Source organism: Hymenobacter fodinae, from assembly GCF_004745825.1.
Classification (GTDB): domain Bacteria; phylum Bacteroidota; class Bacteroidia; order Cytophagales; family Hymenobacteraceae; genus Hymenobacter; species Hymenobacter fodinae.
In genome coordinates this window covers 54,281-74,424 of record NZ_SRLA01000002.1, presented here as the reverse complement: position 1 = coordinate 74,424, position 20,144 = coordinate 54,281, and the positions used below count along the sequence as shown (strand labels likewise).

Here is a 20,144-nt window from a genome sequence, read left to right as displayed (position 1 = left end):
GAACACGTGGTTCGTCGCTGATAAAAACTTCGCTGCGCTCAAGATGCCAGGTGTACCTCTGCATCCTGACTTATGCAAGAACAAGTAACGCAAGTAATTCCCGCTGCCGGCGCGCCGTACTCTACGCTGCTGTATGTGCTGATTCCGCTGCTGCCTTTCCTGGGTTTTCTGGTGAACGGCCTGCTCAACAAGCGGCTTTCCGGCACGGTAGCCGGCATTATCGGTAGCGCCACGGTGTTGGGCTCCTTCCTGATTTCGGCGATGCTGTTCGCCAACTTCAGCTACCCCTACACTGTCACGCTGTTCGACTGGATTTCGGTCGGCACGATGCAGATTCCTTTCTCCTATCAGATCGACCAGCTCAGCCTCATTATGCTGCTGCTCGTGACGGGCGTAGGTTTCCTGATTCACGTGTACAGCATCGGCTACATGCACCACGATGAGAACGTGGGCAAGTTCTTTGCCTTTCTGAACCTCTTCGTTTTCTCGATGCTGGTGCTAGTGCTGGGTGCCAACTTCGTGATTCTATTCATCGGCTGGGAAGGTGTAGGCCTCTGCTCTTACCTGCTCATCGGCTTCTGGAACAAGGAAACGCACAACAATAACGCCGCCAAGAAAGCCTTCATAATTAACCGCGTAGGTGACTTGGGCTTCCTACTAGGTATCTTCCTGATTTACCTCACTTTTGGCTCGGTACAATATGCCGAGGTATTCCAGAAAGCCTCGCTAGGCCAGTTTGGCACCTATGGTGTGGGCGTAGTGACGGTGATTACACTACTGCTGTTCGTAGGTGCTTCCGGTAAATCGGCGCAAATTCCGCTCTATACCTGGCTGCCCGATGCTATGGCCGGCCCGACCCCAGTTTCGGCTCTGATTCACGCCGCAACCATGGTAACGGCAGGTATCTACATGATCATCCGGGCCAACGTGCTGTTCACGCTGGCTCCCGAAACGCTCGAAGTTATTGCTGTTATAGGAGCCGCTACGGCCCTGTTTGCTGCCACCATTGGTCTGGCGCAGAACGATATTAAGAAGGTACTGGCATACTCTACGGTTTCGCAGCTGGGCTACATGTTCCTGGCTCTGGGCGTGATGGGCTACAGCACCTCGCTGTTCCACGTGCTGACCCACGCTTTCTTCAAGGCCCTGATGTTCCTTGGCGCGGGTTCGGTAATTCACGCCATGAGCAACGAGCAGGACATCCGCCGCATGGGTGGCCTACGGAAGGCACTGCCCATTACGTTTATCACCTTCCTGATTGGCTGCTTAGCCATTTCGGGCATCCCGCCCTTTGCCGGCTTCTTCTCGAAAGATGAAATTCTGACTCACGTATATGAGCACAGCAAAGTGCTGTACGTGGTAGGCCTGTTCACCGCCTTCCTGACGGCGTTCTACATGTTCCGTCTGCTATTCCTCACCTTCTTCGGCGAGTTCCGCGGTACTGAGGAACAGAAGCATCACCTACACGAGTCGCCGGTTTCTATGACGCTGCCGCTCATCGTGCTGGCTATTCTGGCCGCCGTGGGTGGTTTCATGGGTGCACCCATGTTCCTGGGCAAGCACTACCTCGCCGATTACCTCGCGCCGCTCTTCACCTACTCGCAGAAGATCAACCCTGAGGCATTTGCTGGTGAGGTTGACCACGGCACGGAGCTGATGCTAATTGGCCTTTCCGTAGGTGCTGGTCTGCTGGGTATCATCCTGGCCTACGTGCAGTACGTGAGCCGTGGTGCCCGCCCAGCCGAGGACAACGCGCAACGCTCCGCTCCCGAGAACGTGGTGTACCATAAGTATTACATCGACGAGCTGTACAACTCCCTGTTCGTGCGCCCCATCATGGGTCTTTCGAAAGGCCTGTACCGCTTCGTGGAGAATGGCATCATTGATCCGGTAGTGAATGGCCTGGGCCGCATCACGATGGGTGGCGGACAGCTGCTGCGCTACGTGCAAACCGGCTCCGTGGAAACCTACCTCATCCTGATGGTAGTAGGCATCGTGCTGGTGCTGGCGCTGAACTACGTGAAGTTTTAAAGGTGGCTATATGCTTGGCGTGCTGCTTTTAGCCGGGGATATTGCGGCTCCTGTTTCATGGATTATCTCTATGATAGGAATATCAGGCTACTTTCTGCCATCAGTTATTGGCCGCGACCAACAAAATGCCCGTGCTATACTGCTCTTAAATCTGCTTTTGGGCTGGACTATCATCGGATGGTTTTTTGCTCTTCATCTTGCGCTCAAATTGTCGTCTGCTGATATGGAAGCTGCTACTTCCTTTCGCTTCGGACGCCGTCGGAATAACCTGATTAGCTAATGCTGACTGTCCTTCTCCTACTCTGGCCCGTGGCGGCCGCCCTGCTGCTGCATTTCTTTAAAGGCGGCGCTGCCCGGGTGGCGGCGTTTGGCGCGGCGCTGGTCGAACTCGTGCTGGCGGCTTACGCGGCCCTGACCTTCAACGTCAACCACACCGGGCAATTCTCCTACAACCACGAGTGGATTGCTTCCGCCGGAATCAACTTCCATGTGGGCATGGACGGCCTCAGCCTACTGCTGGTGCTCCTGACGACGTTCCTGGTGCCGATTATCCTACTGGCTGCCTACCGTCGCAACATCGAAAACGAGTCTGTATTCTACGCGCTGGTGCTGTTCATGGAGACTGGCCTAGTGGGCGTGTTCACGGCCCAGGATGCGTTCCTGTTCTACTTTATGTGGGAAGTAGCCCTGATTCCGATCTATTTCCTGGCTGGTGTGTGGGGTGGTGCTAACCGCGCAAAGGTTACGTTCAAGTTTTTCCTTTACACCATTGTTGGCTCGCTGTTCATGCTGGCTGCCTTCGTGTATCTCTACTTCCAGACCGGCCCGGCCGCTAGTGGCCTAGCCGCTCACAACTCCGACATTGCCTCGTTCTACAACCTGAACCTGAGCGTGCAGGAGCAGTCGTGGTTGTTCTGGCTGATTTTCGCGGCCTTCGCCGTGAAGATGCCTATCTTCCCCTTCCACACTTGGCAGCCCGACACCTACACTGAGTCGCCGGCACCGGCTACCATGCTGCTTTCGGGCATCATGCTGAAAATGGGTATCTACGGTTGCATGCGCTGGTTGCTGCCGGTGGTGCCCTCGGGCGTCAGCCAGTGGCAGAACCTAGTGCTTATCCTCGCTATTATCGGCATTATCTACGGCGCTATCATTGCCATCCGTCAGCAGGATGTGAAGCGCCTGATTGCGTACTCTTCCCTTTCGCACGTGGGCCTGATGGCTGCGGGCGTTTTCTCGCTCACGCAGATCGGCCTACAGGGTGCCAGCATCCAGATGCTAGCGCACGGCGTGAACGTGGTGGGTATGTTCTTCATTGCGGATGCCATTGAGCGCCGCACCGGTACCCGCACCATTGCCGACCTCGGTGGCCTAACGCGCCAAGCGCCGGTTCTGACGGTTTGCTTCCTAGTACTGCTGCTGGGTACGGTGGCGCTGCCACTCACCAACGGCTTCGTGGGTGAGTTCTTGCTGCTGGCTGGCGTTTATGAGTACAACGCCTGGATGGGCGCCGTAGCGGGCGTTACGATTATCCTGGCCGCTGTGTATCTGCTCCGCATGTTCCAGCGCGTGATGCTGGGCCCTGACTCTTCTTTCACCGCGACGTTCACCGACCTAACCGGTGCCGAGCTGGCCGTACTGGTTCCGCTTATCGTGCTGGTTTTCTGGATTGGCTTGTTCCCCAACATGTTCCTGCACCTGTCGGAAGGCAGCGTGATGGGCATTTTGAACGAGGTGGTAAAACGCTAAACAGCTGGTAGAGCAAGGCTTTCGCCACGCGCTCCTATTGAGACGACATGAATTCAATCATCCTGCTATCTGTTCTCGGCCTCGGCAACCTGTTCCTCGGGTTCCTGCGCTCTAATCGGCTGCTGCTGCCCGCCGCCATGCTCATGCTGGCGCTGGTGTTCGGCATCAACCTGATCGACTGGAATGAGGGCGCCCAGTCATACTTCAACAACATGCTGGTCATCGATAACTTCTCGGTGGCGTTTACTGGTGTTGTAGTCCTGACGACGTTCTTGCTTATCCCCTTCTCGCAAAAGTTTGTGCGCGATGGCGCAGCTAACTTAGCTGAGTATTACTCACTGTTGCTGTTCTCGCTGGTAGGGGCCGTGATGATGGTGGCCTACAACCACTTACTCATCCTGTTCGTGGGCATCGAGACGCTGAGCATCGCCATGTACGTGCTAGCCGGCTCCGATAAGCGTAACTTGCGCTCCAATGAGGCCGCTCTGAAGTACTTCCTGATGGGTTCCTTCACCACTGGCATTCTGCTGTTCGGCATTGCCTTGGTGTATGGCGCTACGGGCACGTTCCAGTTATCCGACATCAGCTTTGCGGTGCAAAACCCCATCAATGATTCGCTGCAGCCCATGCTATATATCGGCATGCTGCTGATGCTGGTGGGCATGGGCTTTAAAGTATCGGCGGCCCCCTTCCACTTCTGGACGCCCGACGTGTATGAAGGCACGCCTACCTTCTTCGCGGCCTTCATGAGCACGGTGGTGAAAGCCGCTGGATTCGCAGCCTTCCTGAAGCTGATGGTGCAGGTGTTCCCTGCCGCTTCGGCGCAGGGAGTGTGGCTGCCCACGCTTACCGCCATGTGCGCCCTCACGCTACTGCTCGGCAACGTAGGTGCCGTAGCGCAAACTAGCGTGAAGCGCATGCTCGCCTACTCTAGCGTTTCGCATGCCGGCTACCTACTGATTGGCCTAGTAGCCTTCAATGGCCAACTGGAAGGCGCTTCGGCCAACGGTATCTTTTTCTATTCCCTGGCTTACTCAGTGGCCACGGTAGCCGCCTTCGGGGTGCTGAAGCTAGTAGCTGATCAGCGCCAGCGTGAGGATTACAACGGCTTGAATGGCCTAGCCAAAACCAACCCGCTGCTGGCTTTCGTGATGACGGTAGCTATGCTGTCGTTAGCCGGTATTCCGCTCACGGGTGGCTTCTTCGGGAAGTTCTTCATCTTCTCGGCGGCGGTAGAAAATGGCTACATCGGCCTCGTGGTATTTGCCGTAGTGATGTCGATGGTAAGCATTTATTACTACCTGCGCCCCATCATTGCCATGTACATGCGCGACACCGATGTGACAACGGATGAGCCGATTCAGGTAACGTCGTTTCAGTCGGCAGCCTTGTTTGTGCTGGCTCTACTGACGGTAGTGCTGGGAGTACTGCCCGGACTGATAAGCGGCATTCTGTAGGCCACTTATTGGTTATAGAGATACAAAAAGAGCGGCCCGTGGGCCGCTCTTTTTCATTGATACTATTTCTTAATCACGCGGAGGCTAACGCGCCGGTTCATGGCCCGCCCCTCAGGGGTAGTATTGGTGGTCAGAAAGAATTTTCCTCCGTAGCCCTTAGACTCAATTCGGTTTATATCGATGCCGATACTGCTTAGTGCCAGCATGGCTGCTTTAGCTCGGCTTTCGCTGAGCTGAAAATTTTTCAGCGGGTTGCCCGTGCTATCGGTGTAGCCCCCAAACTTGATGCGCGCTGTTGGGAAGGCTCGCAAAATGCTAGCAATATTGCGCAGCTGCTCCCCCGAGCCTTCGGTTAAAATAGCTTGACTAGGCTCGAAGTAGATTCGGTCGCAATTAATCCACCCTTTCGTACGATTCACAGAATCCACCTGCATGGCAGGGTTGCTGAGGAAACGGTATAACTGGCTTTCCGTGGAGTTGGCCCCTGTCCTGAGCGTGGTGCCACCGGCCAGCTGCAGCGTGGTAGGCGGGCCCGTATCATAAATAAAAGTGTCGGTAGTGGGGTCGTAGCGGCCGGGTGCCAGGGCGGTAGCAGGAGCCGTTGAAGTGGTAGCTGCGGGAGCAGGCGGGGTAACAGGCGGTTCTGCCGGACTTATGAGCGCCACTGTAGACGCCGGGCTTTCCGCTTCAGCCTTCGTAATTGGAGGCTCCGAATCATCATGGCCAATCACGTAGCCTAGCCCAATGGCAACCGCCAATAACCCGGCTAATTGCCAGTGCAGCAGGTGCTGGGGCTTGTCTTGCATAGCCTTGCCAAAAGGAGCCTGGGCAGCAAACCCTCTTCTACTAATGACTGCGCTTTGGGCAGCCAGCTCCAGCGGCTGGCCTACTGGCCTAGTATCTGGCAGAGTGTCGAGGGCCAAAGGCGCTTGCTTGACTACTTGTTGAGTGGCAGGCACCCGGCTATACGCTGGCACTGCTTGCAGTATTTCACCCTCCTGGGCCTGCACCCAATGCAATAGCTCAAAATCCGTTAGTTGACGCTGGTTGGCATAGTTGCCCAACGCTCCCAGGGCAAAAGCCAGCGTGTAGCCCAGAATAGTAGTGTTTTCGACGGGCCGGATGCCGGTGGCAGCAGAGAGGCAGTGCAGGGTCATGCCATACGCAGGGCCTAGTGCCTCGTGCATCAGGGCTGAGCAGCGGGCAGCCCAATCGGTGGTATGCAGCACTTCGGTGTTTTCGGGCAGACCGGCAGCCGCTGCCTCCCGAGCCAGATGTCCTACGACGTCGGTGGAGCCGTTCTGCTTGCCTAGTTCTAGCAGACTATGCACCGCGAGTGGTATAGTCTGGCGCAGCGCTTGCGTAACTTTCTCTTCTTCTACACCGAATGTCTTGCTCAACAATATACTAGCATCCTTGGAGAAGCAGCTCCTCACTACGTCCAACACATTGTGCTCCATCATAACATCACAGTAAGTGGATGATACACACAAGGTACCTACTTCTATAAAGTAATACTATTCCTCTAATTATTATTACGAAAGCAAAATCATCTCCGGAGGTATAAGAGCAGTTATGTTGATCATAACCTGCAGCCTACGTGGGCGCATTGTTGGATCTTGCCAGACAAGTATTCGCGCTCTAGTACACTAGCTCACACAACTCCCCGCGCAGCAATCAGCTACGACCAGCCGATACCTACGCGGGGAGTACGGGGTGAAAGCGGAGCTATGCCCGCTTGCTAATACAGTAGATATACTCTAGGCCAGTGCCGGGGTATTGTTCAGGCAAAGGCCAACCAGAGTAATAAGAAGTTGGCGTCGAGGTTTGCTCATAGCAGTATGGGATGTGGTGATTGTAAGAGAGCCCAGAACTACCCAACTGCGCAGCTAGGAGCACCAAACCCTTCAGGATATAAATATCAATAATTATTCTTTAATTAACAACATGCACCTAGTTTCAGCTTCAAAAGGTAACTATCTACCTATGTGCAGTTTACTTTAGGTATCACGTTTGAAGCTTCCTTAGGTGGCTCCTCGGCACTGTCTGAATGATTGGTGCACCACATGCTAGTAACCTAACCGGGCTCATGACTCTACTCGAAGCATCAGCCTTCTCACACAACCCCAGTCATTTTTCTCTGCTGCCGATATAGCCAATAGGAGTAAACATAAGCAACAAGTGCAGTGCCTAGTACCCCACTCAAAAGGGTCACAATAGCTACTTCACCCGGCCACACTAGGCCTAGCGCTACACTCAGCAGGCCGGTAACGAAAAACAAGCGGCCCGCCAGCCGGTGCGTACGCGCCCAGTTGTCCGGAAACTCCAGGGCCCACGGCGTCCGGATGCCAACAAAATAATTAGGTGGCACTGTGGTTAGATAATTACCAATTAGAGCGAAAAACAGGCCTAGCACTAGTACCAAGAGCTGACCTGGATGTTTCTGCGGGTGCAAAGCGGTGTACAAGCTGAGCATATTCAGGCTAGCGGTAAGCCCTACCAGCGCTAGCGTGAGCTTCTGAAAATTAGCGCTTTCGGTAGCTAAGCGGTGCTTGGGGTCTAGGCGAGGCAACAGCAGGAGTAGTAGGTATAGGCCTAGCGGCAGCGCAATGCAGGGCAGCCACATATGCTGCTTGGCCGTGAACCCATTGGCTTGTCCGTCGGCCCCGAAATGCGTGGGAATCTGGTTGGGCAGTGCCGGCCAGGTGTAAGCCAGGTATAGACCTGGTAGCACAACAACAGCCAGCGTGAGGAGTTGCCAGGGGGAAAAGGTAAGTTTCATTGGGGAGCGTCTGACGACGGCTTGAACTGTAGCAGCCATCCAAGCAGCTCGTCCATCACCGTCATGTTAAGAGTATAGGTCACAAACTGGCCCTGTTTGTCACTGGTCACCAGATCGGCCTGCCGAAGCAAATCGAGGTGGTGGCTGATGGTGGGCTTGGAAAACGTAAAGTGGTCGGCAATTTCTCCGGCCGTAAGGGGCCGCTCACGCAGCAGCTCCAGCATGGCCCGGCGGGTTGGGTCGTTGAGGGCTTTAAAGAGAGTATTCAATGCATTTCGGTATTTAGATAAATATCTAAATACTTGATCTGAAATCCCAGAAGAATTGCTGATTATTCTACTCGCAATTTTCTGAATGCTAGCGGCATGCGCTACTTCTTTCGCTCTAATCAGGCTTGTGTAGACACGCCATTAGGGCGCATAATTCATTTTAATTTCTTTTTAACGTCTATAAATCAATTAGTTACACAAAATAATTAGGCATTAGAATCTAGCTGTTCAGGTCGGCTCGTAAGCCTCGATATAATCAAGACACTTTCCAATACCATGAAGCAGATCTTTCTTAACAATGCTCGTTTAGTCGCTTTACTACTCGGAACGGCCGGTGCCCTTACCGCCTGTGATGATGACTCAGACGATGTTTCTACTCCCAAGAGTGACTTGGTATTTCAGGCGCTTTCCGACAACAACCAGCTGTTGCAGATGAACGCCAATAACGTTGGCAGCGCACCTACGCCAGTAGCCATTACCGGGCTGCAGAGTGGGGAGAAGATTATGAGCATTGATTATCGACCGGCTACTGGGCAGTTGTACGGCTTAGGAAGCACCAGCCGCTTGTATGTCATCAACCCAACTACCGGGGCGGCCCGCATGATTGGCTCGGGGGCCTTTACACCCGCCATCAACGGTACAACTGCTACCATTGACTTCAACCCTACCGTTGACCGCATTCGGTTAGTGACCAGCTCGGGCCAGAACCTGCGTCTGAATCCTGAAACCGGCACTGTAGCCGCCACAGACGGCAGCATCAATGGCGTTGCCAACGCTACGGTTTCGGCGGTGGCCTACACTAACTCTATGGCCGGAGCCAGTTCCACTACCCTCTTCGATATTGACCCCGCCACCGATAAGCTCTACCGGCAAGACCCACCCAACGATGGCACGCTCGTGCCGATAGGCGACCTGGGAGTAAACGCCACTGGCATGGCGGGTTTTGACATCGGGGGTAATGGCAACGAAGCATTTGCGGCCCTGACGGTCGATAACCGTTCCGGCTTGTATAAAATTGACCTAGCCTCGGGCCGAGCCACGCGCTACGATGACTTCTCCAGCAATATCATTGGGGTAGCTATTCCGACCCAAGCAGTGGCCTACGGTATCGACACCGACAACAATTTCATTGCCTTCAACCCTACCAGCCCAGGTATGCAGGTGGCTAAGCCTATTACGGGCGTGCAGAGCGGTGAGCGAATTGTGGGTATCGACATGCGCCCTGTCAATGGGCAGCTGTACGGCCTGGGCAGCACCAACCGCCTCTACACTATCAACCTCTCCTCAGGAGCAGCTACGGCAGTGGGCGCGGGCTTGCCGCTACCCTTAACTGGTACCGACTTCGGCTTCGATTTCAACCCCACCGTTGACCGCATCCGCATTGTGAGCAATACGGGCATTAACCTGCGCGTGAACCCCGCCGACGGTGTAGCTATTGTGGATGGCCCGCTGAACCCCAGCACGCCCAACGTAACGGCCGCCGCGTACACCAACAACTTTGCCGGTGCCACCTCCACGGTTCTGTTTGATATCGACTCGAACACCGATATGCTCTACCGCCAAGACCCACCAAACGCAGGCACCTTGGTATCAGTTGGTGCATTAGGCGCTAATGTGACGGGCGTAAACGGCTTCGATATTGGCGGCACCAGCGGCACTGGCTTCGCCGTCCTGACGGTGGGTTCTACGGCTAGCGTGTACACTATTAACCTAACCAGCGGCGCCGCCACTAAAGGTGCTGATCTGCCCAAGCCCCTGCAAGCTATGGCCGTTGGCCTAGGCTTCTAGAGAAAAGTAATCTGCAAAACCGAGAAACTTAGTTTTCTAAACAAAAGCGGCGCCTGATGCATCAGGCGCCGCTTTTTTCATACACTGATATATTCATTATGAGGAGCCTCACCTACATAATAGACGAGTTCACACTTGCCGAATATCAATAAGGTTCCCTCTGTATAAGCGTTGAGTTTATTTATAGCTGATCTAGCAGACATCATTTGTCCGTCTATTGATCGATCTACAGAAATAATGTAACCACTAACATCGACAGGCATCATTGCTAACCTTTTTGTTAAAAGCATCTCTAGGCCAGAATCAACTTTCATGAATTTGCTTTTATCAATATCACGACCATGATAAAGCATTTTGAGGAAAGTGCTGCGGCGTTTTGGGTTACTAATAAAGCCTATGTATCGCTGTCGCTTGTTCTTTATCACACACTTGTTGATAAAGGTTATTTCTAGATCTAAATCCATAGGTGTAGGCCTTGAAAACTAGAAAGCGGCGCTTGATGCATCAGGCGCCGCTTTCTAGTTTATGCCAACTTATCTACTTAGCTACCACATCGGTCTTGATGCTTAACTCCTTCAGCTGAGCATCCGAAATTTGAGCGGGCGAGTCGATCATTACGTCGCGGCCGGAGTTGTTTTTCGGGAAGGCGATGAAGTCGCGGATGGAGTCAGCGCCACCGAAGAGGCTGCAGAGGCGGTCGAAGCCGAAGGCGATACCGCCGTGGGGTGGTGCGCCGTACTCAAAGGCGTCGAGCAGGAAGCCGAACTGCGCTTTGGCTTCCTCGTCGGAGAAGCCCAGCAAAGAGAACATGCGGGCCTGCACGGCGCGGTCGTGAATACGGATGGAGCCGCCGCCCACTTCTACACCGTTGATTACCATGTCGTAGGCGTTGGCGCGTACTTCCCCGATGGTTTCGGGGTTGTCGAGCAGGGCCACGTCCTCAGGTTTCGGCGAGGTGAAGGGGTGGTGCATGGCGAAGTAGCGTCCCTCCTCTTCGATGTACTCGAGCAGGGGGAAATCAACGACCCACAACGCAGAGAAGGTGTCTTTATCGCGCAAACCCATACGCTGGCCCATTTCCAGGCGCAGCTCCGAGAGAGCCTTACGGGTTTTGTTGGGCTCGCCGGCCAGCACCAGCAGCAAGTCGCCGGGCTGGGCATTGAAGGCGGCTTTCCACTGCTGCAGCGCTTCCTGCGAGTAAAACTTATCTACCGACGACTTTACGGAGCCATCGGCCTCGATGCGAGCGTACACTAGGCCAGTAGCACCAACTTGGGGGCGCTTCACAAACTCGGTCAGCTCATCGAGCTGCTTGCGGGTGTACACAGCCGAGTTGAAGGCGTTGATACCCACTACTAGGCCAGCATTGTCGAAGACGGGGAAGTTGTGGCCTTTCACTACGTCGTTCAGCTCCACGAACTTCATCTCGAAGCGCGTATCGGGCTTGTCGTTTCCGTAGTAGCGCATAGCGTCGGCGTAGGTCATGCGGGGCAGCGTCCCGATTTCCAGGCCTTTCACTTCGCGGAACAGGTACTGCACCAGCCCTTCGAACGTGCTCAGAATGTCTTCCTGCTCTACAAACGACATTTCGCAGTCGATTTGAGTAAACTCGGGCTGACGGTCGGCGCGTAGGTCTTCGTCGCGGAAGCACTTCACGATCTGGAAGTAGCGGTCGAAGCCCGACACCATTAGGAGCTGCTTGAACGTCTGGGGCGACTGGGGCAGGGCGTAGAACTCGCCGGGGTTCATGCGGGAGGGCACCACAAAGTCACGGGCACCTTCGGGCGTGCTCTTAATGAGCACGGGCGTTTCTACTTCAATAAAAGCTTGGCCGTCGAGGTAGCGACGGGTGGCCTGGGCCACGCGGTGGCGCAGCATCAGGTTCTGGCGCACGGGGTTGCGGCGCAGGTCGAGGTAGCGGTACTTCATCCGCAGGTCGTCGCCGCCGTCGGTTTCGTCCTCGATCAGGAAGGGCGGCAGCTTGGCGGGGTTCAGCACCTCCAGCTTCTCCACCCGAATCTCGATGTCGCCGGTGGGCATCTTGTCGTTTTTGGAGTAGCGCTCGGCCACTTTACCCGTCACGCAAATCACAAACTCGCGGCCCAACTGGCGGGCCTGCTCGCGCACTTCCGCCGACTCAACGCCTTCCTCTAGTGCCAACTGCGTGAGACCGTACCGGTCGCGCAGCACAATCCAGAAGATGCCGCCCGCGTCGCGGGTGCGCTGCACCCAGCCGCACAGGGTTACGGTTTGACCAACGTGTTCGGCGCGCAGTTCGCCGCAGGTATGAGAACGGAGCATAAGTCTATTTTTTGACGAAGATACTAGAAGATGCCAACGGATTTCCCGCAAATCTGCTACGGCAAGTGGGTAGGCCTTCCAGCTATAGGGACAGTAAAATAAATGCACGTCATGCTGAGCGGAGTCGAAGCATCTCTCCCTCTGGCTATCGACTGGCCTAGGCCTATTGCAACGAAGTGGTAGAGATGCTTCGGCTGCGCTCAGCATGACGGTCTTATTTCCGAAAACACTGACTGTGCAAGCATAATCGTGTAGGCCACTCTTCCCGGGAAACTTCGCTCGAAAGCCCGTTGTCCCTCCCTGAAGCCGGGTTGGTTGAAAAGCGGAAGCTGTTCATACCCCTTTTTCTATGTTTGAGATGGGTCATTCTGCCAATACTGTGGCTCTCCTATTCATCTGTCAACCATCCTCTTTCGCCCTGCTCTCATGGAACTGGCTATTGAACACCTCTCCAAAACATACCCCAACGGCACCCGCGCCCTTAATAATGTATCGTTGCGCATTGCGCCGGGCATGTTTGGCTTGCTAGGCCCCAACGGTGCCGGCAAGTCGTCGTTGATGCGGACTATTTCTACGCTGCAGGAAGCCGACTCGGGCAGCATCAAGCTAGGTGACTTGGATGTATTGCGCCAGCCGGAGCAGGTGCGCCAGGTGCTGGGCTATCTGCCGCAGGAGTTTGGCGTGTACCCTAAAGTATCGGCGGCCGAGCTACTAGAGCATTTTGCGGTGCTGAAGGGCATTAGCAACAAGCGGGAGCGGCGGGAGGTGGTAGATGCGCTGCTACACCAGACCAACCTCTGGGAAGCCCGCAACAAGAACCTGGGTGGCTACTCGGGGGGCATGAAGCAGCGCTTTGGCATTGCCCAGGCTCTGCTCGGCGACCCGAAGCTCATTATTGTGGATGAGCCTACCGCCGGCCTCGACCCCACCGAGCGCAACCGCTTCCATAACCTACTGGCCGAAATTGGCGAGAACCGCATCGTGATTCTCAGCACGCACATTGTGTCGGATGTGTCGGACCTGTGCCGGCAGTTCGCCATCATCAACAAAGGCCAGGTGCTGTACACCGGCGACCCGCTGGTGGCCATTGAGGAAATGCGTGGGCAAATCTGGCGACGCAGCGTGAGCAAAGACGAGCTAGGCCAGTATCAGCAGCAGTTCTCCGTGATTTCGTCGCGCCTGTTTGCGGGCCAGACCATCATTCACGTGCACAGCCTCGCGCAGCCTGGCAACGGCTTTGAGGCCGTGGAGCCCACGCTGGAGGACGTGTATTTCGCCCGCATTCACGCGGCCGAGCAAGTAGCCGCGGAAGCTATAAAAGGCTAACTGGCTTTACCCCACCCCAACCCCTCCCCTCCGGGAGAGGGGCTCTAGCTGTAGCTTACTAGAAACTATAGCTCTAGAACTAGAGCCCCTCTCCCGGAGGGGTTGGGGTGGGGTTACACTAGCTCCTACACTCCAAAACACACTGACTATGTTTCGAGAGATATTCCTTTTTGAGATTCGCTACCGCCTGAAGCGGCCGGCTACCTACATCTACTTCTTCCTGCTGACGGTCATGGCCTTCCTGCTCATGCTGGCGGTGGGCGGCGTGTTTGGCGCCAACGTAACCGTGGGTGGTGGCGGCGGCCGGGTGCTGGCTAACTCGCCATATCAGGTTACGGCCATTTTGCTGGTCATGAGCCTATTCGGGAGCTTCATCACTTCCTCCATGATGGGCACGCCGGTGTACCGCGACTTTGAGCACCGCACCCACTCGCTCTACTACACTACGCCTATCAGTAAATTTGGCTACCTCGGCGGGCGCTTTCTGGGCTCGTTTGTCGTGACGGTGGGCATTTTTCTGGGTGCGGCGCTAGGCCTATGGCTGGCCACCTACTGGCCTACGATGCTGCCGGGTAAGCTGGGGCCGAACCATCTGGCTACCTACCTGCAGCCCTACCTGCTCATTGTTATTCCCAACCTATTTCTGACGGGCGCTATTTTCTTCACGGGCGCCACGCTATCGAGGTCGGCGTTGGCTATTTACCTGGGTGGCGTGCTGTTCTTGGTGCTGTATACTATTAGCGCCAACATCAAGCAGAACCTGGATAGTGAAACGCTGAAGAACCTGATAGACCCCCTGGGCGCCGGCGCCCTCGACCTAACGCAGCGCTACTGGACGGTGGCCGAGCGCAACACCAAGCTACTGTCGTGGTCTAGCTATTTGGTGCAGAACCGGCTCTTGTGGGGCGCGGTAGGCCTCCTGACGCTGGTAGCGTGCTACATCTTCTTCCAGTTCTCCTTTGCCAACAAAGGCGTTTCCGGCTCGCGGCCTAAAGCGGCGCTGGGGGCGGTTGCGGCCCCCACCTCGTTGCAACTGCCCACCATCACGCCACGCTTCACCCCTGGCCTAGCGTGGGCTCAGTTGGGCCGACTGCTCCGGTTGGAGTTTTTCAGCACCATCCGGAGTGTGTACTTCATTGGTATTCTGGGAGCGGGCCTGCTGTTTTTGCTGATTTCCGGGCTGCAGGTCGGGAAGATTTATGGCACGAACACCTACCCGGTTACGCCAGTGGTAGTACAGCTGCTGGTGGGCACCTTCGCCTTGTTTCAGCTCATCATTATCACCTTCTACTCGGGTGAGCTGGTGTGGCGCGAGCGGGACTCCAACATCCATCAGATTTATGATGCCATGCCCATGCCCAGCTGGGTGCCCTTCGTGGCCAAGCTGGGGGCGCTGATGCTGATTCAGGTGGGGTTGCTGGCGCTGGTAATGCTCTGCGGAATTTTGCTGCAAACCGGCATGGGCTATTTCCGCTACGAGCTGGATGTGTACGTGAAGGAGCTGTTCGGCTTTCAGCTGATCAATATGCTGCTGATGTGCGTGCTGGCCATGCTGGTGCAGGTGCTGGTGAACAACAAGTTCATGGGGCACTTCATCATGATTGTGTACTACCTGTTCAACATTTTCAAGGGGCAGCTAGGCCTAGAGCACAACCTCTACAGCTACGCCTCCGACCCCGGCGCGCAGTACTCGGCCATGAATGGTTACGGCCACTTTGTGCTGCCCTACTTCACCTTTAAGCTGTACTGGGCGGTATTTGCGGTGCTGCTGGCGCTAGGCAGCAGCTTGCTGTGGCCTAGAGGCACCGAAACCCGCTTTTCGTGGCGCTGGCAGCAGTTTAAGAGCAGCTTCTCGCCGGGTTTGCGCGTGTTGGCGGGCGTGGCGCTGGTGGCCTTTGCGGGTCTGGGGGCCTACATCTATTACAACACCAACGTACTGAATACCTACCGCACCACCGCGCAACAGCAGTCGCTGCAGGCCAAGTACGAGAAAACGTACAAGCACTACGCCAACCGGCCGCAGCCGCGCGTGGTGGCCGTAAACGTGGCGGTAGATATGTTCCCAGAGAAGCGCGACATTCGGTACCGCGGCTCCTATTGGCTGCTAAACCGTAGTAAGCAGCCCATCGACTCAGTGCAGATTCTCAGCAATGGCAAGGCCGAGATTAAGCAGCTGGCATTGGCGCGCCCCGGCCAAGAAGTGCTCCACGATAAGCTAGATGAGCTGGACTTCCGGATTGTGCGCCTCGCCCAACCCCTGCAGCCCGGTGACTCCGTGCAGCTGAACTTCGACCTGGCCTACACCAATCCCGGCTTCGAGAATAGCGGCTCCAACACCAGCGTGGTGTACAACGGCACGTTCGTGAACAACTCCCAGCTGCCCCGCATCGGCTACCAGGAGGGGTATGAGCTCGGTGACGATGATGTGCGCAAAGAGCAGGGCCTGCAACCCAAGCCGCGCATGGCCTCCGTAAACGACTCGGCGGCCCGTATGCGAACCTACATCAGCGGCGACGGTGACTGGATCCGGTTTGAGGCCACGCTTAGCACTTCCCCCGACCAGATTGCCATTGCGCCTGGCTACCTACAGAAAGAGTGGACGAAAGATGGCCGCCGCTACTTCCACTACAAGATGGACGCGCCCATCCTGAACTTTTACTCCTTCCTCTCGGCCCGCTACGCGGTGTATAAGGACCACTGGAACAACGTACCGATTGAGATTTACTACCAGCCCGGCCATGAGTACAACCTTAAGCGCATGGCCTTGGGTGTGAAGAAGGCCCTGGAGTACTACACGGCTAACTTTGGCCCGTACCAGCACCGGCAGGTACGCATTTTGGAGTTCCCCGGCTACAGCAGCTTCGCCCAGAGCTTCCCCAACACCATTCCGTTCTCCGAGAGCATCGGCTTCGTGGCCCACGTTGACTCCCTGGACCCCGATGATATCGACTATCCGCTCTACGTGACGGCCCACGAGGTGGCGCACCAGTGGTTTGGTCATCAGATTGTAAGCGGCAACGTGCAGGGTGGCACGCTTATGTCGGAAACGCTGAGCCAGTACGGTGCTCTCATGGTGATGAAGCACATCTACGGCGAGGAGAAAATGAAGCGCTTCCTCAAATTTGAGCTCAACTCCTACCTCTCGGGGCGTACCACGGAGCGCAAAAAGGAAGTGCCGCTGTATCTGGTGGAAAATCAGCCCTACATCCATTACCGCAAAGGCTCTTTGGTAATGTATGCCCTGCAGGATTACCTGGGCGAAGCAGCCGTAAACAACGCCCTCAAGGAATACCACGATAAAGTGGCCTACCAGCGCCCACCCTTCACCAACTCGGTGGAGTTTGTGGACGTGATGCGCAAGCACACGCCCGACTCCCTGCAATATGTGGTTACCGACCTGTTTGAGCGCATCACGCTCTATGAGAACAAAGTCGACTCGGCTACCTACCGCAAGCTCCCGAACGGACAATACCGCGTGCAGTTCACCGTGGATACCAAGAAGCTCTACGCCGACTCCGTGGGCAACGAAACCGCCGACCTAAAAGCCCGCGACTTTATTGACGTGGGTATTATGGGTCGCAAAAAGATTAACGGAAAGTCGAAGACAGTGCCGCTACTGATGCAGAAGCGCCGACTTGCTCCTGGCCGCAACCGCCTGGAGTTTACAGTACCCGAGAAGCCCGACCGCGTCGGCATCGACCCGTATAACAAGCTCATCGACCGCAACCCCAACGACAACGTGAAGGCGCCAGAAGAGAAGAAGGTGTAAATACAAATGCACTTTCTAAGTGGCCTAGAACATAAGCCCAGCCGTTACTGGCTGGGCTTTTTATTGGGAAAAGACCAACTACAGCTTTGCTACCTTTGTGGCCAGAAACTGTTGCGACTCTAGGCCACTAAATTTGGCCCGGAATCTGCAATGCGCCTTCTCAACACTGCTTTTCCGCTACTCTGCCTGTCTTCTTCTGAATATGAAACGTATCCTTTTCTTTGCTGCCGCTGTGCTGACTTTTTCTACCGCGCAGGCTCAGACATCTCCCACCAAGGTTAAAACCAAAACCAAGACTGCCAACGGCACGGAAATCAAAACCAAGTCAGAGGCGGCGGCTGAGCCGGTTACGCTGAATGGCCCCATCAAGCGGGTAGAGACCCTCTCGGGAATTGACATTTTCCCGACTTCTGATGGGCAGCGCATCATGCTCAGCTTCACGCAGCAATTTACAGTACCCGGCACGCTGGTGATGACCAACTATAAGAAGGTACCGGTGTATACCACGGCCCTCGATCCACAGAACAACACGGGTGAGCCAGTAGACCTGGGCCGCATTCCGGCAGGTTCTTACCTGGTAGAAGCCAAAACCGGCAACTACGTATACTGGAAGAAGGTGAACATCAAGTATCCTTCCACGGCGGTATCTAAGAAGCGTCGCTAGGCCACTCTTGGCACCATCTGCAGCTCCGAAATCGTTCTGGTTTCGGAGCTTTGCTTTATTGCCCGCCGCCCAGGTGGCTAGGGTTTCTTCTGAATCTTGTTACCTCCTTTTTGATGAAAGTATTGCAGTTTTTCCGAGCCGCGCCTCTTCTGCTGGTGCTAGGTGCTTTGCTGGCTTTTGCTGGCCCCAAGCTGAAAAAGACGGCCGTTTCCAAGAATATTTCGGTGGGCGTGCCCGAAGGTTTCCAGCCTCTCCCCGATGATGGCATTGCGGCCAAATATCCGGCGCCGCGCAAACCGCTGGCTGTGTTCAGCAACCCCAATGGCCGCGTCGACCTAAGCGTGGCTCAGAAACCCACTACCTTCAGCAACCGCGACTATCCCCTGCTGCTCAAGATTTACAAAGCCAGCATTCAGAACATGTATTCTAAGGTGGAGTTTCTGAAGGAGGAGGTGCGCACCGTGAACAAGCGCGAGTTTGTGATGCTGGAGTTTGTCTCGACGGTAACTGATAACCGCCGCGGCAGCAACCTGGCCCCTATCCGCAAGTACCAAATGGTGCAATACGCCATTGAGGGCGGCCAACTGTTCGTGTTCACCTTCGACGCCCCTGCTGAAGAGCAGCGCCAGTGGCAACCCGTAGCCCAGCAGGTAATGGCCAGTGTTGTTATGAAGTGATAAGGTAAATAGTGATGAAGTTACAGCGTTAGTTAGCTAACTCGCCATCAACCCGTCACGGTTAACTTCTCCTTAGGCCCAACCTCATCACCTCATCACCACCTAACTTCATTACCAACAATGACTCTTTCCCTGTATTCTGACGAACAGTACATGCGGGAGGCGCTCAAGCAGGCCCGGTATGCGTTCGAGGAAGACGAAATTCCGATTGGGGCCGTGGTGGTGATGGACCGGCAGATTATTGCGCGGGCCTACAACCAAACCGAAAAGCTCCGCGACGTGACGGCCCACGCTGAAATGCTAGCTCTCACGGCCGCCGCCAACCACCTCGGCAACAAATACTTGCAGGAGTGCACCCTCTACGTAACCGTGGAGCCCTGCGTGATGTGCGCGGGCGCCACGGCCTGGGCCCAGGTGCGGCGCGTGGTATATGGTACCCATGAGCCAAAGTTTGGCTTTCGGCGCCACGGCAACTTGCTTCACCCAAAGTCTGAACTGGTCACGGGTATTCTGGCGGATGAGTGCGGCAACCTGATGCAGGATTTTTTTGCTCGAAAGCGGAGATAACCGGTAATCGGCTACTTTTGGCCGCGTTCGTAACCCTAACCGGGTTGCGGAGGTTATATCCTGACACTGGGCCTGAGCCTTTCTAAGTTCTAGGCCTGTTGTCAGGAGACTGTCTCTCATCCACCTTAAAAACACATTCCAATCATGGCTTTCGAACTGCCCCAACTGCCCTACGCCTACAATGCTCTGGAGCCGCACATTGATGCGCAGACGATGGAAATCCATCACACCAAGCACCACCAGGCCTACGTAACCAACCTCAACAATGCCATTGCGGGCACTGAGTTGGAAGGTAAGTCGCTGGAGGAGCTGATGCACAACATTGCGGCTGCCCCGGCTGCAGTGCGCAACAACGGTGGTGGCCACTGGAACCACTCTTTGTTCTGGACCATCCTGGGCCCCAACGGCGGCGGTGAGCCTACCGGCGCTATTGGCGAGGCCATCACGAAGGCATTCGGCAGCTACGAGAAGTTCAAGGAAGAATTCACCAAGGCCGCTACTACCCGCTTCGGTTCGGGCTGGGCGTGGTTGTGCAAGCAGCCCGATGGCTCGGTGCAGATCTGCTCGACGCCTAACCAGGATAACCCTCTGATGCCCGACACTGGCTGCAAAGGCATTCCGGTACTGGGTCTCGACGTGTGGGAGCACGCCTACTACCTGAAGTACCAAAACCGCCGCCCCGACTACATCGCGGCCTTCTACAACGCTATCAACTGGGACGAGGTAAACCGTCGCTTCTCGGAAGCTAGCTAGCCGTTAGCATT

16 protein-coding genes are annotated in these 20,144 nt (G+C 55.5%); 11 read left to right on the top strand and 5 right to left on the bottom strand.

The features are described from left to right. The first annotated feature begins 72 nt into the window (after positions 1-72). From nuoL to EU556_RS07445, 4 genes are read left to right on the top strand one after another with little or no spacing between them, the layout of a single operon-like run. A complete protein-coding gene (gene nuoL, locus EU556_RS07460; protein WP_135432799.1) occupies positions 73-2,031 on the top strand; it encodes an NADH-quinone oxidoreductase subunit L in 1,959 nt (652 codons plus the stop codon). A gap of 10 nt (positions 2,032-2,041) precedes the next feature. Further along, entirely contained in the window at positions 2,042-2,311 is a 270-nt protein-coding gene (locus EU556_RS07455) for a superinfection immunity protein (RefSeq protein WP_135432797.1), read from the top strand. Next, positions 2,311-3,780 (top strand): complex I subunit 4 family protein, encoded by a 1,470-nt coding sequence (locus EU556_RS07450; RefSeq protein ID WP_135432795.1) that lies wholly within the window; start codon positions 2,311-2,313, stop codon positions 3,778-3,780. The genes EU556_RS07455 and EU556_RS07450 overlap by 1 nt, the downstream gene beginning before the upstream one ends. A 47-nt stretch (positions 3,781-3,827) precedes the next feature. Further along, entirely contained in the window at positions 3,828-5,237 is a 1,410-nt protein-coding gene (locus EU556_RS07445; RefSeq protein WP_135432793.1) for an NADH-quinone oxidoreductase subunit N, read from the top strand. 62 nt (positions 5,238-5,299) lie between these two features. Here the strand turns inward: EU556_RS07445 and EU556_RS07440 are convergent, their stop codons facing one another. The 3 genes from EU556_RS07440 to EU556_RS07430 form a co-directional block, all read right to left on the bottom strand. Beyond that, positions 5,300-6,637 carry an OmpA family protein gene (locus EU556_RS07440; protein WP_167855500.1) on the bottom strand — a complete coding sequence of 446 codons (1,338 nt, stop codon included), beginning with the start codon at positions 6,635-6,637 and terminating at the stop codon, positions 5,300-5,302. A gap of 716 nt (positions 6,638-7,353) precedes the next feature. Beyond that, positions 7,354-8,019: an SdpI family protein gene (locus EU556_RS07435; protein WP_167855499.1), complete on the bottom strand. Its 666-nt coding sequence runs from the start codon at positions 8,017-8,019 to the stop codon at positions 7,354-7,356. Beyond that, positions 8,016-8,288: an autorepressor SdpR family transcription factor gene (locus EU556_RS07430; RefSeq protein ID WP_135432787.1), complete on the bottom strand. Its 273-nt coding sequence runs from the start codon at positions 8,286-8,288 to the stop codon at positions 8,016-8,018. Before EU556_RS07430 ends, EU556_RS07435 begins: the two co-directional genes overlap by 4 nt. A 276-nt stretch (positions 8,289-8,564) precedes the next feature. Between EU556_RS07430 and EU556_RS07425 the strand changes: the two genes are divergently transcribed. After that, positions 8,565-10,076: a DUF4394 domain-containing protein gene (locus EU556_RS07425; protein ID WP_135432785.1), complete on the top strand. Its 1,512-nt coding sequence runs from the start codon at positions 8,565-8,567 to the stop codon at positions 10,074-10,076. Positions 10,077-10,153: 77 nt separating this feature from the next. Here the strand turns inward: EU556_RS07425 and EU556_RS07420 are convergent, their stop codons facing one another. Beyond that, positions 10,154-10,540, bottom strand: coding sequence for a hypothetical protein (locus tag EU556_RS07420; RefSeq protein WP_135432783.1), 387 nt, complete (start codon positions 10,538-10,540; stop codon positions 10,154-10,156). Positions 10,541-10,613: 73 nt separating this feature from the next. Next, a complete protein-coding gene (gene aspS / locus EU556_RS07415) occupies positions 10,614-12,377 on the bottom strand; it encodes an aspartate--tRNA ligase (RefSeq protein ID WP_135432781.1) in 1,764 nt (587 codons plus the stop codon). Between the two features lie 426 nt (positions 12,378-12,803). Here aspS and EU556_RS07410 point away from each other — a divergent pair, with 426 nt between their 5' ends. From EU556_RS07410 to EU556_RS07385, 6 genes are all read left to right on the top strand, one after another. Next, positions 12,804-13,703, top strand: a complete 900-nt coding sequence (locus EU556_RS07410) for an ABC transporter ATP-binding protein (RefSeq protein ID WP_135432779.1) — start codon at positions 12,804-12,806, stop codon at positions 13,701-13,703. 148 nt (positions 13,704-13,851) lie between these two features. Next, complete coding sequence (locus EU556_RS07405; protein WP_135432776.1) at positions 13,852-17,472, top strand: ABC transporter permease/M1 family aminopeptidase; 3,621 nt, start codon at positions 13,852-13,854, stop codon at positions 17,470-17,472. 202 nt (positions 17,473-17,674) lie between these two features. Continuing rightward, entirely contained in the window at positions 17,675-18,136 is a 462-nt protein-coding gene (locus tag EU556_RS07400; RefSeq protein ID WP_135432774.1) for a hypothetical protein, read from the top strand. Between the two features lie 113 nt (positions 18,137-18,249). Continuing rightward, positions 18,250-18,813: a hypothetical protein gene (locus EU556_RS07395; RefSeq protein WP_135432772.1), complete on the top strand. Its 564-nt coding sequence runs from the start codon at positions 18,250-18,252 to the stop codon at positions 18,811-18,813. 120 nt (positions 18,814-18,933) lie between these two features. Then, entirely contained in the window at positions 18,934-19,380 is a 447-nt protein-coding gene (locus tag EU556_RS07390; protein ID WP_135432770.1) for a nucleoside deaminase, read from the top strand. A 144-nt stretch (positions 19,381-19,524) separates the two neighbouring features. Further along, positions 19,525-20,133, top strand: coding sequence for a superoxide dismutase (locus EU556_RS07385; protein ID WP_135432768.1), 609 nt, complete (start codon positions 19,525-19,527; stop codon positions 20,131-20,133). Positions 20,134-20,144: the final 11 nt, after the last annotated feature.

Coding starts and splice junctions, on each gene's coding strand:
- nuoL (WP_135432799.1), top strand. CDS start 73: ATGCAAGAACAAGTAACGCAAGTAATTCCCGCTGCCGGCGCGCCGTAC.
- EU556_RS07385 (WP_135432768.1), top strand. CDS start 19,525: ATGGCTTTCGAACTGCCCCAACTGCCCTACGCCTACAATGCTCTGGAG.
- EU556_RS07395 (WP_135432772.1), top strand. CDS start 18,250: ATGAAAGTATTGCAGTTTTTCCGAGCCGCGCCTCTTCTGCTGGTGCTA.
- EU556_RS07435 (WP_167855499.1), bottom strand. CDS start 8,019: ATGAAACTTACCTTTTCCCCCTGGCAACTCCTCACGCTGGCTGTTGTT.
- EU556_RS07390 (WP_135432770.1), top strand. CDS start 18,934: ATGACTCTTTCCCTGTATTCTGACGAACAGTACATGCGGGAGGCGCTC.
- EU556_RS07405 (WP_135432776.1), top strand. CDS start 13,852: ATGTTTCGAGAGATATTCCTTTTTGAGATTCGCTACCGCCTGAAGCGG.
- EU556_RS07455 (WP_135432797.1), top strand. CDS start 2,042: ATGCTTGGCGTGCTGCTTTTAGCCGGGGATATTGCGGCTCCTGTTTCA.
- EU556_RS07420 (WP_135432783.1), bottom strand. CDS start 10,540: ATGGATTTAGATCTAGAAATAACCTTTATCAACAAGTGTGTGATAAAG.
- EU556_RS07445 (WP_135432793.1), top strand. CDS start 3,828: ATGAATTCAATCATCCTGCTATCTGTTCTCGGCCTCGGCAACCTGTTC.
- EU556_RS07410 (WP_135432779.1), top strand. CDS start 12,804: ATGGAACTGGCTATTGAACACCTCTCCAAAACATACCCCAACGGCACC.
- aspS (WP_135432781.1), bottom strand. CDS start 12,377: ATGCTCCGTTCTCATACCTGCGGCGAACTGCGCGCCGAACACGTTGGT.
- EU556_RS07450 (WP_135432795.1), top strand. CDS start 2,311: ATGCTGACTGTCCTTCTCCTACTCTGGCCCGTGGCGGCCGCCCTGCTG.
- EU556_RS07425 (WP_135432785.1), top strand. CDS start 8,565: ATGAAGCAGATCTTTCTTAACAATGCTCGTTTAGTCGCTTTACTACTC.
- EU556_RS07400 (WP_135432774.1), top strand. CDS start 17,675: ATGAAACGTATCCTTTTCTTTGCTGCCGCTGTGCTGACTTTTTCTACC.